Annotated in this window: 12 protein-coding genes; 5 read left to right on the top strand and 7 right to left on the bottom strand. The window is 75.2% G+C overall.

Annotation, left to right across the window (positions count from 1 at the left end; translation table 11 throughout):
- Positions 1-62 precede the first annotated feature (62 nt).
- Positions 63-1,043 (top strand): ribose-phosphate diphosphokinase, encoded by a 981-nt coding sequence (locus E7744_RS10980; RefSeq protein ID WP_137774152.1) that lies wholly within the window; start codon positions 63-65, stop codon positions 1,041-1,043.
- A 90-nt stretch (positions 1,044-1,133) separates the two neighbouring features.
- Here E7744_RS10980 and E7744_RS10975 read toward each other — a convergent pair whose 3' ends face one another.
- Positions 1,134-1,646 (bottom strand): DUF2505 domain-containing protein, encoded by a 513-nt coding sequence (locus E7744_RS10975; RefSeq protein WP_137774151.1) that lies wholly within the window; start codon positions 1,644-1,646, stop codon positions 1,134-1,136.
- A gap of 59 nt (positions 1,647-1,705) precedes the next feature.
- Between E7744_RS10975 and mfd the strand changes: the two genes are divergently transcribed.
- Positions 1,706-5,422, top strand: a complete 3,717-nt coding sequence (gene mfd / locus E7744_RS10970) for a transcription-repair coupling factor (protein ID WP_137774150.1) — start codon at positions 1,706-1,708, stop codon at positions 5,420-5,422.
- A gap of 197 nt (positions 5,423-5,619) precedes the next feature.
- Here the strand turns inward: mfd and E7744_RS10965 are convergent, their stop codons facing one another.
- From E7744_RS10965 to E7744_RS10945, 5 genes are all read right to left on the bottom strand, one after another.
- Positions 5,620-6,612, bottom strand: a complete 993-nt coding sequence (locus E7744_RS10965; protein WP_137774149.1) for an acyltransferase family protein — start codon at positions 6,610-6,612, stop codon at positions 5,620-5,622.
- A 95-nt stretch (positions 6,613-6,707) separates the two neighbouring features.
- Positions 6,708-6,977, bottom strand: coding sequence for a hypothetical protein (locus E7744_RS10960; protein WP_137774148.1), 270 nt, complete (start codon positions 6,975-6,977; stop codon positions 6,708-6,710).
- Between the two features lie 42 nt (positions 6,978-7,019).
- Positions 7,020-7,670, bottom strand: a complete 651-nt coding sequence (deoC, locus tag E7744_RS10955) for a deoxyribose-phosphate aldolase (RefSeq protein ID WP_137774147.1) — start codon at positions 7,668-7,670, stop codon at positions 7,020-7,022.
- A gap of 10 nt (positions 7,671-7,680) precedes the next feature.
- Positions 7,681-9,426, bottom strand: coding sequence for a phospho-sugar mutase (locus E7744_RS10950; RefSeq protein WP_137774146.1), 1,746 nt, complete (start codon positions 9,424-9,426; stop codon positions 7,681-7,683).
- Between the two features lie 52 nt (positions 9,427-9,478).
- Complete coding sequence (locus E7744_RS10945; RefSeq protein WP_137774145.1) at positions 9,479-10,354, bottom strand: purine-nucleoside phosphorylase; 876 nt, start codon at positions 10,352-10,354, stop codon at positions 9,479-9,481.
- 90 nt (positions 10,355-10,444) lie between these two features.
- Between E7744_RS10945 and E7744_RS10940 the strand changes: the two genes are divergently transcribed.
- From E7744_RS10940 to E7744_RS10930, 3 genes are all read left to right on the top strand, one after another.
- Positions 10,445-11,851, top strand: coding sequence for an NAD(P)H-quinone dehydrogenase (locus tag E7744_RS10940; protein WP_137774144.1), 1,407 nt, complete (start codon positions 10,445-10,447; stop codon positions 11,849-11,851).
- Between the two features lie 80 nt (positions 11,852-11,931).
- Positions 11,932-13,692 carry a DUF4389 domain-containing protein gene (locus E7744_RS10935; protein WP_246858410.1) on the top strand — a complete coding sequence of 587 codons (1,761 nt, stop codon included), beginning with the start codon at positions 11,932-11,934 and terminating at the stop codon, positions 13,690-13,692.
- Complete coding sequence (locus tag E7744_RS10930) at positions 13,689-13,943, top strand: PLDc N-terminal domain-containing protein (RefSeq protein ID WP_137774143.1); 255 nt, start codon at positions 13,689-13,691, stop codon at positions 13,941-13,943. The genes E7744_RS10935 and E7744_RS10930 overlap by 4 nt, the downstream gene beginning before the upstream one ends.
- A 36-nt stretch (positions 13,944-13,979) precedes the next feature.
- Here E7744_RS10930 and E7744_RS10925 read toward each other — a convergent pair whose 3' ends face one another.
- Positions 13,980-15,365 carry an MBL fold metallo-hydrolase RNA specificity domain-containing protein gene (locus E7744_RS10925; RefSeq protein WP_137774142.1) on the bottom strand — a complete coding sequence of 462 codons (1,386 nt, stop codon included), beginning with the start codon at positions 15,363-15,365 and terminating at the stop codon, positions 13,980-13,982.
- Positions 15,366-15,391: the final 26 nt, after the last annotated feature.

The raw sequence follows: 15,391 nt of genomic DNA, 5'->3' as shown, positions 1-15,391 counted from the left end.
CCCTCAGCGCTCCCCCACACATCCCCCCGGCCGGTACCCGAACAGAACCAAGGAAGCACCCCATGAACGAGATCACCCTGCACGGCGAGAAGAAGCTGGTCCTGGCGGCCGGCCGGGCCCACCCCGAGCTGGCGACCCAGGTCGCCGAGGAACTGGGCACCGAACTGCTGCCGATGAGCGCCTACGACTTCGCCAACGGGGAGATCTACGTGCGCTCGGGGGAGTCCGTGCGCGGCAAGGACATCTTCGTGATGCAGTCGCACCCGGCCCCGCTCAACAACCACCTGATGGAGCAGCTGCTGATGCTGGACTCCTTCAAGCGCGCCTCCGCCAAGCGCATCACGGTGGTCTCGCCGTTCTACCCCTACGCCCGCCAGGACAAGAAGGGCCGCGGCCGCGAGCCGATCTCCGCCCGCCTCGTGGCGGACCTGTACAAGACCGCCGGCGCCGACCGCATCATGAGCGTGGACCTGCACACCGCGCAGATCCAGGGCTTCTTCGACGGGCCGGTGGACCACCTGTTCGCCGTGCCGATGCTCAGCGACTACATCCGCTCGAAGACGGAGGGCGAGGACCTGACGGTCGTCTCCCCGGACACGGGCCGCGTGCGCGTGGCCGAGCAGTGGGCCGAGCGCCTGGGCGGTGCCCCGCTGGCCTTCGTGCACAAGTCCCGTGACCTCACGGTGCCGAACCAGGCCGTGTCCAAGCAGGTCGTCGGCCAGGTCGAGGGCCGCACGTGCGTGCTCATCGACGACATGATCGACACCGGCGGCACGATCGCCGGCGCCGTGCGGGTGCTCCAGGAGGCCGGGGCCAAGGACGTCATCATCGCGGCCACGCACGCCGTGTTCTCCGATCCCGCCGCCCAGCGCCTGGCCGAGTGCGGCGCCCGCGAGGTCGTGGTGACCAACACCCTGCCGATCCCGGAGGAGAAGCGGTTCGGCACCCTGACCGTGCTGTCCATCGCCCCGCTCATCGCGCGGGCCATCCGCGAGGTCTTCGAGGACGGCTCGGTCACCAGCCTGTTCGACGGCGTGGCCTGAGCCCCGGCCGGGCCACGGACCGAGGCCCGGGACGGACGAGGCCCCGGCGGGATCTCCCGCCGGGGCCTCGTCGTGCGTGCTGGCCCGGGACTACTTCCCGTCCAGCCAGGCGGTGACCTCGCGGGCCTGGCGGCCCAGCACGTGGCCGACGCGCGGCTCGGCCGCCTTGGCCACCTGGCCGCCCACGAGCGGGATGCGGCACTCCACGGAGCCGGTGGCGCGCACCTCGGTGGCGCCGCCGTCCGCCGGCACCAGCTGGTGCTCGGACGTGGCGGTCACCTTGGCGGCGGAGACGGTGATGACGAGCTGGCCGGTGCGGGAGCCGTCCGCGGCGGGCGCGGACCAGGTCTCCTGCTGCTCCATCCGCAGGTGGTCGCCGAGGAACTTGCCGGCGAACTTCTGCACCACCTCGGGCAGCCGCGAGACGGGCACCGAGCGCACCATGGTGACGGACACGGGCCCGTCCAGCTCGCCCTGCCGCTCGAAGGCGACGAGCTCGCCGCCCACGCCCTTGGTGATCGAGTGGTTGAACCGCTCGTCCACGAGCGTGGCGAAGACCTCGGCCGGGGGGTGGGCGATGGTCGTGGTTTCCTGGAATCCCATGGTGGAGCCTCCTGTGGATCGACGATGCTGACCAGTGCCGAGCCTATATGCTGGGATGAATGACCACACCCCACCCGCTGGCGGGGCTGCTGCCCGCCCTGCTGCAGGACCCCGCCGTCGCCGCGGCCACCGTCTCGGCCGCCCGGACCGGCGCCGACCGCACCGAGGACCTGGAGATCAGCCTGCCCGACGGCGCCCGGGCGCCGCTGGCCGCCCTGCTCGCCGGGGCGGGGGCCGGGCTCTCCGCGCCGGACGGCGCCGCGGCCACGGGCCTGGACCGGCCCGCCGTCGTGCTCCTGGTGACCGCCACCTCCCGCGAGTCGGAGGACCTCGCCGCCGACCTGGCCGGGTGGATGGACCCGGACGCCGTGGCCCACTTCCCCTCGTGGGAGACCCTGCCGCACGAGCGGCTCTCCCCGCGCTCGGACACCGTGGGCAACCGCCTGGCCGTGCTGCGCCGGCTGGAGCACCCCGGCACGGACGGGCGCCCGCCGCTGGCCGTGGTGACCGCCCCGGTGCGCTCCGTGATCCAGCCGCTCGTGGCGGGGCTCGGCGACCTGGCCCCGGTGCGGCTCGCGGTGGGGGAGGACCACGACTTCGACGGCGTCGTCCAGTCACTGGCCGACGCCGCCTACGCCCGCGTGGACATGGTCTCGCGCCGGGGCGAGTACGCCGTGCGCGGCGGGCTGCTGGACGTCTTCCCGCCCACCGAGGCCCACCCGTTGCGCATCGAGTTCTTCGGGGACACGGTGGAGCAGTTGCGCTACTTCTCCGTGGCGGACCAGCGCTCGCTGCAGGACACCACCGAGGACGGCTCCGGGCACCCGACCGCCCTGTACGCGCCCCCGTGCCGCGAGCTGCTGCTGACCGACTCGGTGCGCCGCCGCGCCCGGGAGCTGCAGCCGGCCCTGCCCGGCGCGGTGGACATGCTCGAGCGGATCGCCGAGGGCATCGCCGTGGAGGGCATGGAGTCGCTCGCCCCCGTGCTGGCCGACGGCATGGTGCCGTTCCTGGACCTGCTGCCGGAGGGCTCCCTCACGGTCGTCGTGGAGCCGGAGAAGGTCCGGCACCGGGCCGACGACCTGCTCAACACGAACGAGGAGTTCCTCACCGCCGCGTGGGCCTCCGCCTCCCAGGGCGGTGCCGCGCCCGTGGACGTCGCCGCGCTGGCCGGGGCGGGCACCGGTCCCGGCGCCGGCCAGGCCGGGGCGGGCGGCTTCGCCACCCTCGCCGAGACCCGCGCCACCGCCCTGGGCCGGTTCCAGGGCTGGTGGCAGCTCACCGCCCTCGGGGCGGACGTCGAGCTGCTGCCGGACGCCTCCGCGCTGCGCACCGGCCTGACGGAGCCGCGCGGCTTCCACGGGGACGTGGACGCCATGGTCGCGCACGTGCGGCAGCGCTGCGCGGAGGGCTGGCAGGCGGTCGTCGCCACGGACGGGCCCGGCCCGGCCCGGCGCCTGTCGGAGCTGCTCGGCGAGGCCGGGCTGCCCGCCGTCGTGGTGGACGCCGTGCCCGCCGAGCCGCAGCCCGGTCAGGTCACCATCACCACCGCCGTCGCCGGGTCCGGCTTCGCGCTGCCCGCCGCGAGGGTGGCGCTGCTGACCGAGCAGGACCTGTTCGGCCGCAACCGCGCGGGCGGGGCCCGCGGGGCCACCAAGGCCCTGGCCCGCAAGCGCCGCAACGCGGTGGACCCGCTGACCCTGGCCGAGGGCGACTACGTGGTGCACAGCCAGCACGGCATCGCCCGGTTCGTGGAGCTGCAGCGGCGCAAGGTCTCCGGGGCGGGCGCCGCCGGCGGCGCCGGCAGCTCGGCGAACGGGGAGTCCTACCGCGAGTACCTCGTGCTGGAGTACGCCCCGTCCAAGCGCGGGGCCCCGGGGGACCGGCTGTTCGTGCCGACCGACCAGCTGGACCAGGTCACCCGCTACGTGGGCGGGGAGACCCCGAGCCTGTCCAAGATGGGCGGCTCGGACTGGGCGTCCACGAAGTCCAAGGCGAAGAAGGCGACCAAGCAGATCGCCGGCGAGCTGATCCGGCTGTACTCGGCCCGGATGGCCTCGCGCGGGCACTCCTTCGCCCCGGACACCCCGTGGCAGCGCGAGCTCGAGGAGTCGTTCGCGTTCATCGAGACCCCGGACCAGCTCACCACCATCAACGAGGTCAAGAAGGACATGGAGGCCTCGGTCCCCATGGACCGGCTGGTCTCCGGCGACGTCGGCTTCGGCAAGACCGAGGTGGCCGTCCGGGCGGCCTTCAAGGCCGTCCAGGACGGCAAGCAGGTGGCCGTGCTGGTCCCGACGACGCTGCTCGCCCGCCAGCACCACGAGACCTTCACCGAGCGGTTCGCCGGGTTCCCCGTGCGGGTCCGGGCGCTGTCCCGGTTCCAGAACGCGAAGGAGTCGAAGGAGACCCTCGAGGGGATGGCCGACGGCTCGGTGGACGTGGTCATCGGCACCCACCGCCTGCTGTCCAAGGAGGTGCGGTTCAAGGACCTCGGCCTGGTGATCGTGGACGAGGAGCAGCGCTTCGGGGTGGAGCACAAGGAGGCGCTCAAGACGATGCGCACCAACGTGGACGTGCTGGCCATGTCCGCCACCCCGATCCCGCGCACGCTCGAGATGTCCCTGACCGGCATCCGCGAGACCTCCACCCTGGCCACCGCCCCCGAGGAGCGGCACCCCGTGCTCACCTACGTGGGGCCGTACACGGACCAGCAGGTCACGGCGGCGGTCCGCCGCGAGCTGATGCGCGAGGGCCAGGTGTTCTTCGTGCACAACCGGGTGTCCTCGATCGACAAGGTGGCCGCCCGCATCCGCGAGCTCGTCCCCGAGGCCCGCGTGGTGGTGGCGCACGGCAAGATGGGCGAGGCGCGCCTGGAGCAGGTGATGGTCGACTTCTGGGAGCGCAAGTTCGACGTGCTGGTGTCCACCACGATCATCGAGACGGGCCTGGACATCGCCAACGCCAACACCCTCATCATCGACCGCGCCGACGCCTACGGCCTGTCCCAGCTGCACCAGCTGCGCGGCCGCGTGGGCCGTGGCCGGGACCGGGCCTACGCGTACTTCCTCTACGACGCGGAGAAGCCGCTGGGCGAGACCGCGCTGGAGCGGCTCAAGGCCGTGGCCGCGCACAACGAGCTGGGCTCGGGCATGCAGCTGGCCATGAAGGACCTCGAGATCCGCGGTGCCGGCAACCTGCTGGGCGGGGAGCAGTCCGGGCACATCGCCGGGGTGGGCTTCGACCTGTACCTGCGCATGGTGGGCGAGGCCGTGGCCGACTTCAAGGGCGGGGAGGAGTCCGCGCCCGCCGAGGTCAAGGTGGAGCTGCCCATCAACGCCCACCTGCCGCACGACTACGTGCCGGGGGAGCGGCTGCGTCTGGAGGCCTACCGCAACCTCGCCCAGGCCAACGACGACGCGGCGGTGGACGCCGTGGTGGAGGAACTGCGGGACCGCTACGGCGAGCTGCCGGACGCCGCGCAGAACCTCGTGGCCGTGGCGCGGTTCCGCAATGCCGCCCGCGCGGCGGGGGTCACCGAGGTCATGCTCATGGGCCAGAACGTGAAGTTCGGCCCCGCGGACCTGCCGGAGTCCCGCGTCATGCGCCTGCAGCGCATGTACAAGGGGGCCTCCGTCAAGCCGGCCCTGAACGCGGTGATGATCCCGCGGCCGAGGACCGCCCCCGTGGGCGGCCGGGACCTCGTGGACCTGCCGCTGCTGGACTGGGCGGCGCAGGTGCTCAAGGCCATCTTCCGCGAGGACCAGCCGGCCTGACCCGCCCACCTGACCCGCCGGCCTGACCCGCCCGCCTGACCCGCCCGCCTGTCCGGCCTGGCGGCCCGGCGGTCGGCCCCCGACGCCTGAACCCCCAGCGCTTTGCGGGCACTATCCACCGGTGACTTCTGCCCGCAAAGTGCTGGGGGCGCGCGGCTCCCGGGCCGGCGGGCGCGCCGCCACGCCTCGCGGCCGCGCTACCGGTGGTCGCGCCGGTGCCCGCGGCGGCGGGCCCGCCACCGGGTCCACCAGTCCGGGGCCGGCGTCCCGCTGAGCACCGGGGCCAGCGGCGTGGCGTTGAGGAGGATGCCCACGGCCCAGCTGATGAGCAGGGTGAGCACGAACTTCGCCGCGTCGTCCAGCACGTCGAGGTCCACGAGCGTCTGCAGCAGCCAGCCGTGGAACAGCACCACCACGGTGCCCGTGCGGACCACCGCGTTGACGGCGCGGGAGGCGCCGCGCGTGAGGCGCTCGACCACGGTGCTGGACACCAGCACGAAGCCGGCGGCCATCGCGGCCCCCACCACGGGCGTGACGAGGAAGTCGCCGAACCCGGCGAACTTGATGTTGGGCGGCGCCACGCCGAGCCGCACGGCGAGCAGGCCCAGGCCGATCACGGTGAGCCCCACGAGGGTGCGGTGCCGGGGGATGCGCGGCTGGACGCGGTAGCGGAAGTGCTCCCCGGCCAGGACGAAGAACAGGCACGGCAGGGCCAGGCCCGCCCCGAACGGGGTCCGGCCGAGCATCGAGTCCGGGACGAGGCCCAGCGCCAGCCCGGCCAGGGACACCGCCCACGCCACCCACGCCGGGAAGCGCTCGAGCCAGCGGCGCAGGACGGTGACGAAGAACAGCACGGAGATGAACCAGAACGCCCACCACGGCGGTTCCTGGTCCGAGCCGCCGTACCAGCCGGTGGCCATGAGGGGCCAGAACCCGTCCGGGGTGTCCCGGGTCCACAGCCACGCGGCCGCGCTCATGAGCACGGCCCACGCGAGGTAGGGCACGGCCAGCGCCTGCCACCGGGCCCGCAACTCGTGGGCGAAGGGCCGGCCGCGGGTCCAGAAGTAGCCGGTGAGGAAGAAGAACAGCGGCATCCGCCAGATCTCCAGGTACTCCCCGCCGGCCAGCCGGGGACCGAAGGAGTGGCCGAGCACCACGGCGGCGATGGAGACGATACGCAAGACGTCCACGCCGGTGTTCCGGCGTGGACGTCTGGGGGTCGGCGGTGCCGAGGGTGCCTCGCGAGGGATACGGCCCTCCGGTGGCGCGGTGCGGTCCGGGCGGCTCAGTGGCCGCGGCGGACGGTGGCGTCCTGGACGTGGATGGCCTCGTGGTCCACGGAGTCGCCGCGGCCGAGGACCTGCTGCGGGATGATGAACGCCAGCACGGCCAGGGCCAGGGCGATGATGCCCGGGATCCACGCGACCTCCAGCGACCACCAGCCCATGGCGTAGATGCAGCCGACGAACAGGACGAAGCAGACGGCGGTCACCAGCAGGTTGCCCCAGAAGCTGCCCTCGCCGGAGTGGTTCCGGGGCTTGCCGTTAACGATCACGATGTCTCCTCAGTGCGGTGCGAACGAGTGCCGAAGCGGAAGTCAGTTGGTCTTCAGGATAGCAAGGGCCGAGCTCGCGCCGATCCGCGTGGCGCCGGCCTCGATCATGGCCAGGGCGTCCTCGCGGGTGCGCACGCCGCCGGAGGCCTTGACCCCCACGTCCGGGCCGACGACCCGGCGCATCAGGGCCACGTCCTCCACGGTGGCGCCCCCGGTGGAGAAGCCGGTGGAGGTCTTGACGAAGTCCGCCCCGGCCTCGACGGCGGCGCGGCAGGCCAGCTCCTTGGCCGCCTCGTCCAGCAGGCAGGTCTCGATGATCACCTTGAGGATCGCCCCGCCCTCGTGGACGGCGCGGGCCACGGCGCCGATGTCCGCGACGAGGGCCTCGCGGTCGCCGGCCAGGGCCGCGGCGATGTCGATGACCATGTCGACCTCGTCCGCCCCGTCGGCCACGGCGCCGGCGGCCTCGGCCACCTTCACGGCGGTGGTCGTGGCCCCGAGCGGGAAGCCGGCCACTGCGCAGGTCAGCACGCCGCTGCCGGCCAGGGCCTCGTGCACCGTGGGGACCCACACGGGGTTGACGCACACGCTCTTGACCCCCGCCTGCGCGGCCTCCGCGCACAGCGCGAGGACGTCCTGGCGCGAGGCCTGGGGCTTGAGCAGGGTGTGGTCGATGTACTGTGCGAGGTCCATGCCCACCAGCCTACTGTCCGAGGGCCTCGGACACGGCCGCGGTGAGGGCCGCGAGCGCGGCGGTCGCCTCCGCGCGGACCTCCGCCAGCCGGTCCGCCGAGTCGACCGGCCGGACCACCTCGAGGTAGCACTTGAGCTTCGGCTCCGTGCCGGAGGGCCGGACGATCACGCGGGAGTCGTCGGCCGTGGTGTACAGCAGCGCGTCCGTGCCCGGCAGTCCCCGGTAGCCGGGGGCCAGGTCCACGGCGGCGGTGACCTCCCGGCCGGCGAGGGACGACGGCGGCGCGAGCCGCAGGCGGGACATCATCGCCCCCAGCAGCGAGAGGTCCGCGACCCGCACGGAGAGCTGGCCGGTGACCGTGACGCCGTGGGCCAGGGCGATCTCGTCGAGCACGTCCTGCAGGGTGCGGCCGTCCGCCGCCAGCCCCGCGGCCAGCTCGGCGGCCACGAGCGCGGCGGTCAGCCCGTCCTTGTCCCGCACGAGCTCCGGGGCCACGCAGTACCCCAGGGCCTCCTCGTAGCCGTAGCCGAGCCCGGGCACGCGGGAGATCCACTTGAAGCCGGTCAGGGTGGTCTCGTGGGCCACGCCCCGCTCGGCGGCCAGCCGCGAGAGCAGCCGGGAGGAGACCACGGAGGCGGCCACCACGGCACCGCGGGAGCGCAGCCGGCCGAGCAGGTGGTGGCCCAGCAGCACGCCCACCTCGTCGCCCGTGAGCATCCGCCAGCCGTCCCCGTCCCGTCCCGGGACCGCGAGGGCCAGCCGGTCGGCGTCGGGGTCGTTGGCGATCACCAGGTCCGCCCCGCGCTCCCGCGCCGCGGCGAGGGCGAGGTCCAGGGCGCCGGGCTCCTCGGGGTTGGGGAAGGCGACCGTGGGGAAGGCGGGGTCCGGCTCGGCCTGCTCGGGCACCACGAAGGGCCGGTCGAAGCCGGCCGCGGCGAGCAGGTCCGGCAGCACCGTCCCGCCGACCCCGTGCAGCGGGGTGTAGACCACGTCGAGCCGGCGCGCGGCCCCGGTCTCCGGGGAGAGCACGCCCAGGGCGGCCCGCCGGTAGGCCGCGACGATCTCCTCGCCCGCCACGGTCCAGCCCTCCTCCGCCAGGGGGATGGAGTCCAGCGGGGCGGCGTGGTCGATCGCGGCGGCGATCTCGGCGTCCGTCGGCGCGGTGATCTGCGCCCCGCGCCCCGCCTCGTCCGTGAGCCGGCCGCCGAGGTAGACCTTGTAGCCGTTGTCCGCCGGCGGGTTGTGGCTCGCGGTGACCATCACCCCGGCCTCGGCGTCCAGGTGCCGCACCGCGAAGGCGAGCACGGGCGTGGGCAGGGGGCGTGGCAGCAGGACGGTCTCCAGGCCGGCGGCCGCGAACACGGCCGCCGAGTCCCGGGCGAAGCGCTGCGAGCCGCGGCGCGCGTCGTAGCCCACGACGACGCGCGGGGGCCGGGCGGCGCCGCCCCCGGACGCGGCGGCGGGGCCGTCCAGGCGCGAGAGCACGTGCCGCGCGAGCCCGGCGGCCGTGCGGCGCACCACGGCGCGGTTCATGCGGGCCGGGCCGGGGCCCTCCTCGGCGCGCAGCCCGGCCGTGCCGAACGCCAGCGGACCGGCGAAGCGGCCGGCGAGGGCCGCGGCGGCGCCGGCGTCCCCGGCCCGCGCGGCGGCGATCTCGGCCTCGAGGACGGCGCGGTCGCCGTCGTCCGGGTCCTGGCGGGCCCAGTCCTCGGCGGCCGCCAGCAGGGCGGGGTCCGGGGCGGTCGTCTCGGTCATGCGCTGCTCCCTGTCCTCGGTGCGGTGGATCGAGCGGTGCCCGCCCGGCGCCTCACAGGCGCCCGATGATCCCCGCCAGCAGGGCGGAGATGCGCGGTCCGGCGTCCCGGCCGGCCTGGACCACCTCGTCGTGGCTCAGCGGCTCGCCGCTGAAGCCGGCGGCGGCGTTGGTGACGAGCGAGATGCCGAACACCTCGAGGCCGGCGTGCCGGGCGGCGATCGCGTCCAGCGCGGTGGACATGCCCACGAGGTCGCCGCCGATCGCCTTGGCGTAGCGCACCTCGGCGGGGGTCTCGTACTGGGGGCCGGGGAACTGGACGTACACGCCCTCGGGCAGGTCCGGGTCCACCGAGCGGGCGATCTCGCGGATGCGCGGGGAGTACAGGTCCGTGAGGTCCACGAACTCCGCCCCCACGAGGGGGGTGGCCCCGGTCAGGTTGAGGTGGTCGGCGATCAGCACCGGGGTGCCGGGTCCCCACTCGGGGACCAGGGAGCCGCAGCCGTTGGTGAGCACCACGGCCCGCGCCCCCGCCGCGGCGGCGGTGCGCACCGTGTGGGCCACGGCGCCGGCGTCGCGGTGCTCGTAGTAGTGGGTGCGGGAGCCGAAGACCAGGGCGCGGCTGCCGTCGGCCAGCCGCACGGAGCGCACCGTGGGGTTGTGGCCGGGCACGCTCGGGGCGGCGAAGCCGGGCAGCTCGGAGGTGGGCACGGTGTGCTCGGTCTCGCCGATCAGCTCGGCGGCCCCGCCCCAGCCGGAGCCGAGGACCACGGCGATCCGGTGGCTGTCCGGGCCCTCGAGGGCCGCGCCGGTGGCCCGGGCCAGCGCGGCGGCCGCCTCGCGGGCCTCGGTGAAGCCCGGGTGGTCGCCCTGGAGCGGGGAGCGGGACGGGGGGACGGTGGTCGTCGCGGGGTCGGTCACGAGCGCCATCCTACTCGCCGGTCACCGACCGGTTCCCTGTGCCGGGGCGCCGTGCCGTGCGCCGGACGCCGTTTCCGGATTCCGGCCGGGTTGGACAGAATGGAGCCCGTGACCAGCACCCAGATCATCCCCCGTCCCTCCCTCACGATCCTCGGCGGCGGTCCCGGCGGCTACGAGGCCGCCATGGTGGCCGCCAAGCTCGGGGCCACGGTGACCGTCGTGGAACGCCAGGGGATGGGCGGCTCCGCGGTGCTGACGGACGTCGTGCCCTCCAAGACCCTCATCGCCACGGCCGACTCCATGCGCCGGGCCGCCCGCGCCCCGGGGCTCGGCGTGGACCTGGGCACCACGGTGCCCCGGGCGGACATGCGCGTGGTGGACCACCGACTGCTGGAGCTGGCGCGCCAGCAGTCGCGGGACATCCGCCGGGCGCTCGAGCGCCTGGGCGTGCGGATCGTCATCGGTTCCGGCCGGCTCACCGGCCCCACCACGGTCGAGGCCACCACCGCGGAGGGCACCGAGACCATCGCCTCGGACGCGATCATCGTGGCCACGGGTGCCAGCCCGCGCGAGCTGCCGACGGCCCGGCCGGACGGCGAGCGCATCTTCAACTGGACCCAGGTCTACAACCTCACCGAGGTCCCCGAGCACATGATCGTGGTCGGCTCGGGCGTGACCGGCGCGGAGTTCGCCTCCGCCTACAACCTGCTCGGCGCCCGCGTCTCGCTCGTGTCCTCGCGCGACCGGGTCCTGCCGGGCGAGGACCCGGACGCGGCCGCCGTGCTCGAGGACGCCTTCGCGGAGGACGGCGTCACCGTGGTCGGCCGGACCCGCGCCGAGTCGGTCGAGCGGACCGCGGACGGCGTGCGCGTGCACCTGACCGGCGGCGAGGTCCTCGAGGGCAGCCACTGCCTGCTGGCCGTGGGCGGCATCCCGAACACCGCGGGGATCGGCCTCGAGGAGGCCGGGGTGCGCCTCACCGAGTCCGGGCACGTCGCCGTGGACGGCGTCTCCCGCACCTCCGTGCCCACCATCTACGCCGCCGGGGACTGCACCGGGGTGTTCGCGCTGGCCTCCGTGGCCGCGATGCAGGGCCGCGTGGCCGTGGCGCACCTGATGGGGGACGCGGTCAAGCCGTTCCAGCCGCACCTGGTGTCCTCGAACATCTTCACCTCCCCGGAGATCGCCACCGTCGGCATCACCGAGGCCGAGGTCGCCTCCGGCAAGTACCAGGCGGACATCCTGAAGCTGGACCTGGCCACCAACCCGCGCGCGAAGATGCAGAACGTCCGGCACGGCTTCGTGAAGATCTTCGCCCGCAAGGGCTCGGGAACCGTGATCGGCGGCGTGGTGGTCGCCCCGCGCGCCTCCGAGCTGATCTACGCGCTCGCGCTCGCGGTCACGCACAAGCTGCACGTGGACGACCTCGCCAGCACCTACACCGTGTACCCCTCGGTGTCCGGCTCGATCTCCGAGGCCGCGCGCCGCCTGCACGTGCACCTGTAGCGGTCGGGCGGGTCTGGCCCGCCCCGCGGGCCGTCGCTAGAGTGCGGGCCATGCGCTGACCCGTGCCCCCAGGAGTCGCCATGTCCGCACCGTCCGCACCACCGCCCGGACCCCTCCCCGCGGGCCCCTCCGGCTCGTCCTTCCCCGCGCCCCTCCCGGCCCGCACGCGCCCGGGCCAGTGGGCCCTGCTGGTGATCGGCGTCCTGCTGGCGATGGCCGGCCTCGGCCTCACCGTCGCCGGCGCCGCCGTGCTGCGGGCCGGGGCTGAGCAGCGCGACGGCGGCTTCGTCGTCGGCGACGTCCGGCGGCTGCAGTCCACCGGGTACGCCCTCGCGACCGCGCCGGTCGTGCTGGGGGGACCGGACGGCGCGGACGGCGCCCCCGGGCCCGCAGCCGGCGACCTGCTCACGGTGCAGGTCCGCGCCGCCTCGGTGGTGCCGGGCCGGGACGTCTTCGTCGGCATCGCCCCGGCCGACCGGGCCGCGGCGTACCTGGACGGCGTGCGGCACACCGTGCTGGGTCCGGGTGCCTGGGGCCGGGGACCGTGGGATCCCTCCGGCTGGGGTGTGTCCGGCTGGACTCCCGGCGGCGGGGGCGCGGGTGCCTGGGGTCCGCGTGACTGGCCCGGGTGGGCGCCGGGCACCGGCTGGGGCGCCGGCACCGGCCCGGACGGCGCCCCGCGGTGGGGGGACCGTGACGCGGACCGTCCGGACCGGGCGGACAGCGGGCGCACCGTCGACGGCGACCGGCGGCCGGCCGAGCCGGCGGCGCAGGACTTCTGGGTCGCCTCCGCCACGGGCCCCGGCGAGCAGGCCCTGGAGTGGGTGCCCGGGCCCGGCCGGTGGACGCTCGTGGTCATGGACGCCGACGCCGGCCAGCCGGTCTGGGTGGACGTGCGGGCAGGCGCCCGCTCCGGCCTCCTCGGCCCCGTCGGGACGGGGCTGCTGTGGGCGGGGATCGCCGGGCTCGTCGTCGGGGTCCCGCTGCTGCTGCTCGGCGCCGCCGGGCTGGGGCGGGACATCGACCCGGCCGCGCGCGCGGAGGCCGCGGGCCGCCGTCGGGGTCCGGGGGCGGCGGCCGCCGCCGAGCCCGCACCCGTCCGCGCGGTGCCCGGGGCCTACCCGCTGCGGATCGGCGGCATCCTCGACGAGCCGCTGTCCCGCGGCCTGTGGCTCGTGAAGTGGCTGCTGGCCATCCCGCACTACCTCGTCCTGGCGCTGCTGTGGTTCGCCCTGGTGGTCACCACGGTCGCCGCCGGCCTCGCCGTGCTCGTCACGGGACGGTACCCGCGGGCGTGGTTCGCCTTCGCCGTCGGGGTGCTGCGCTGGAGTTGGCGGGTGGGCTTCTACGGCTACTCCGCCCTCGGCACCGACCGGTACCCGCCGTTCAGCCTGGCCCCCGCGCCCTACCCCGCGGCGCTGGACGTGGCCTATCCGGAGCGGCTCTCGCGCGGGCTGGTGCTCGTGAAGTGGTGGCTGCTGGCGCTGCCCCACCTGGTGGTCGTGGGCATCCTCACGGGCGGGACCGGCGCGCGGTGGGCGGACGGGCCCGGGGACCGGGCGGCCTGGGGTCCCTCGCTGGTGGGGCTGCTCGTGCTCATCGCCGCCGTCGTGCTGCTGTTCACCGGCCGCTACCGCACCGGGTTGTTCGACCTCGTGGTGGGCCTGGACCGCTGGAGCTTCCGGGTGGCGGCGTACGTGTTGCTGCTGCGGGACGAGTACCCGCCGTTCCGGCTGGACCAGGGCCCCGTGGACCCCGGGTGGGCGCCCGGGCCCGTGACGACGCCTCCCGGACCGCCGCCGGCGGCCGGCACCGATCCCCGAGCAGAGGAGGGACCATGAACCGCAGTCCGTGGAAGGGCAGGAGGCCGGGACGCCGGAGGCCCCGGCGCTGGAGCGACCTGACGCCGCGCCAGCAGGCGGCCGTGCTGACCCTGGGCTCCGTGCAGCTCTCGCTCGCCGCCACGGCCTGGGCGGACCTGGCCCGGCGGCCGGCCGAGCAGGTCAACGGCCCCAAGGGGGTGTGGGCGGTGGTGATCGGCCTGAACTTCCTCGGGCCCATCCTGTACTTCGCCCGCGGCCGGCGTCGCTGACCCCGCGGCCGGCGTCGGAGGATCGCCGCCGGAGGATCACAGCCGCACGCGCTCGAGGTGCTCCGGCGTGCGCACCCGCCAGCCGAGCGTCCGCTGCAGCCGCGCGCGCAGGGCGTCGGACGCCGTGCGCTCCCCGTGCACGAGGTAGGTCGACTGCGGGGGGTGCGGGGCGGCCGCCATCCAGCCGAAGAGCTCGTCCGCGTCGGCGTGCGCGGACAGGCCGTCGATGGACACCACCTCCGCGTGGATGGGCACGTCCTGGCCGAAGATGCGCAGGGACTCCGCGCCGCCGAGCAGCGCGGACCCGCGCGTGCCCACGGCCTGGTAGCCGGTGAGCACGATGGCGTTGCGGCGGTCGGGACCGTACGAGGCCACGTGGTGCAGGATCCGGCCCCCGGTGAGCATGCCGCTCGCCGAGAGGATGATCATCGGGCCGCCGCGGACGTTCAGCAGCCGCGACTCGTCCGGGTCCCGGACCAGGCGGGCGAGCGCGTACATCCGGCGCAGCGCCGCCGGGTCCAGCCGGTGCTCCTCGGGGTAGCGCTGGTAGATGGCGGCCGCGTCGACGGCCATGGGGCTGTTCAGGTAGACCGGGATCTCGGGGATCCGGCCGGCCTCGATCAGCCGGGAGAGGTGGTAGAGGACCGTCTCGGTGCGGCCCACGGCGAAGGCCGGGACGAGGACCACGCCGCCCCGCTGCGCGGTGCGCCGCACCACGTCGGCCAGGACGTCCTCCGGGTCCTCCTGCGGGTGGCGCCGGTCCCCGTAGGTGGACTCGGAGACGAGGACGTCGACCCGCTCCAGGGGCCGGGGCGGGTGCATGAGCGGGTCGTGCCGGCGGCCGAGGTCCCCGGTGAAGCGCACCGTGCGCCCGGCCACCTCGAGCCGGACGCCGGCGGCGCCGAGGATGTGGCCGGCCGGCACGAGGGTGAAGCGGACGTCCTCGCCGATGGCCGTCGGGACGTCCACGTCCACGGGGACGAAGCTGGCCAGGGAGCGCTCCGCGTCCGCCGCGGTGTACAGGGGGCGCGGGGCCGCGTGGCGCGAGTAGCCGTGGTGCGCGGCCCGCCGGGCCTCCTCCTCGGCGAGGTACCCGCTGTCCGGGAGCATGATCGCGGCCAGGTCGGTGGTCCCGGCGGTGGCGTAGACGGGCCCGCGGAAGCCGTCGCGGACGAGGGCGGGCACGTACCCGGTGTGGTCGAGGTGGGCGTGCGTGAGCACCACCGCGTCGATCGAGCCGGGCGGGACGGGGAAGTCCGCCCGGTTGCGTTCGCGCAGCACCTTCAGGCCCTGGAACATGCCGCAGTCCACGAGCACGCGGGTGGAGGCGGTCTCGACGAGGAACCGGGAGCCGGTCACGGTGTCCGCGCCGCCGAGGAACCGCAGGGTGGGTCCGGTCCGCGGGGGCGTGTGCTGCGCCATGGCCGGAGGCTAGCACCGGCCCGCTG

Source organism: Citricoccus sp. SGAir0253 (assembly GCF_005877055.1).
Lineage (GTDB): Bacteria > Actinomycetota > Actinomycetes > Actinomycetales > Micrococcaceae > Citricoccus.
The sequence above is the reverse complement of the archived record's forward strand: the minus strand, read 5'-3'. Positions and strand labels throughout refer to the sequence as shown.

What these genes read in the sequence shown, in the direction of transcription:
- E7744_RS10980 (WP_137774152.1), top strand. Translation starts at nt 63, where the DNA reads ATGAACGAGATCACCCTGCACGGCGAGAAGAAGCTGGTCCTGGCGGCC.
- deoC (WP_137774147.1), bottom strand. Translation starts at nt 7,670, where the DNA reads ATGGACCTCGCACAGTACATCGACCACACCCTGCTCAAGCCCCAGGCC.
- E7744_RS10950 (WP_137774146.1), bottom strand. Translation starts at nt 9,426, where the DNA reads ATGACCGAGACGACCGCCCCGGACCCCGCCCTGCTGGCGGCCGCCGAG.
- E7744_RS10930 (WP_137774143.1), top strand. Translation starts at nt 13,689, where the DNA reads ATGAACCGCAGTCCGTGGAAGGGCAGGAGGCCGGGACGCCGGAGGCCC.
- E7744_RS10925 (WP_137774142.1), bottom strand. Translation starts at nt 15,365, where the DNA reads ATGGCGCAGCACACGCCCCCGCGGACCGGACCCACCCTGCGGTTCCTC.
- E7744_RS10935 (WP_246858410.1), top strand. Translation starts at nt 11,932, where the DNA reads ATGTCCGCACCGTCCGCACCACCGCCCGGACCCCTCCCCGCGGGCCCC.
- E7744_RS10940 (WP_137774144.1), top strand. Translation starts at nt 10,445, where the DNA reads ATGGAGCCCGTGACCAGCACCCAGATCATCCCCCGTCCCTCCCTCACG.
- E7744_RS10945 (WP_137774145.1), bottom strand. Translation starts at nt 10,354, where the DNA reads ATGGCGCTCGTGACCGACCCCGCGACGACCACCGTCCCCCCGTCCCGC.
- E7744_RS10975 (WP_137774151.1), bottom strand. Translation starts at nt 1,646, where the DNA reads ATGGGATTCCAGGAAACCACGACCATCGCCCACCCCCCGGCCGAGGTC.
- mfd (WP_137774150.1), top strand. Translation starts at nt 1,706, where the DNA reads ATGACCACACCCCACCCGCTGGCGGGGCTGCTGCCCGCCCTGCTGCAG.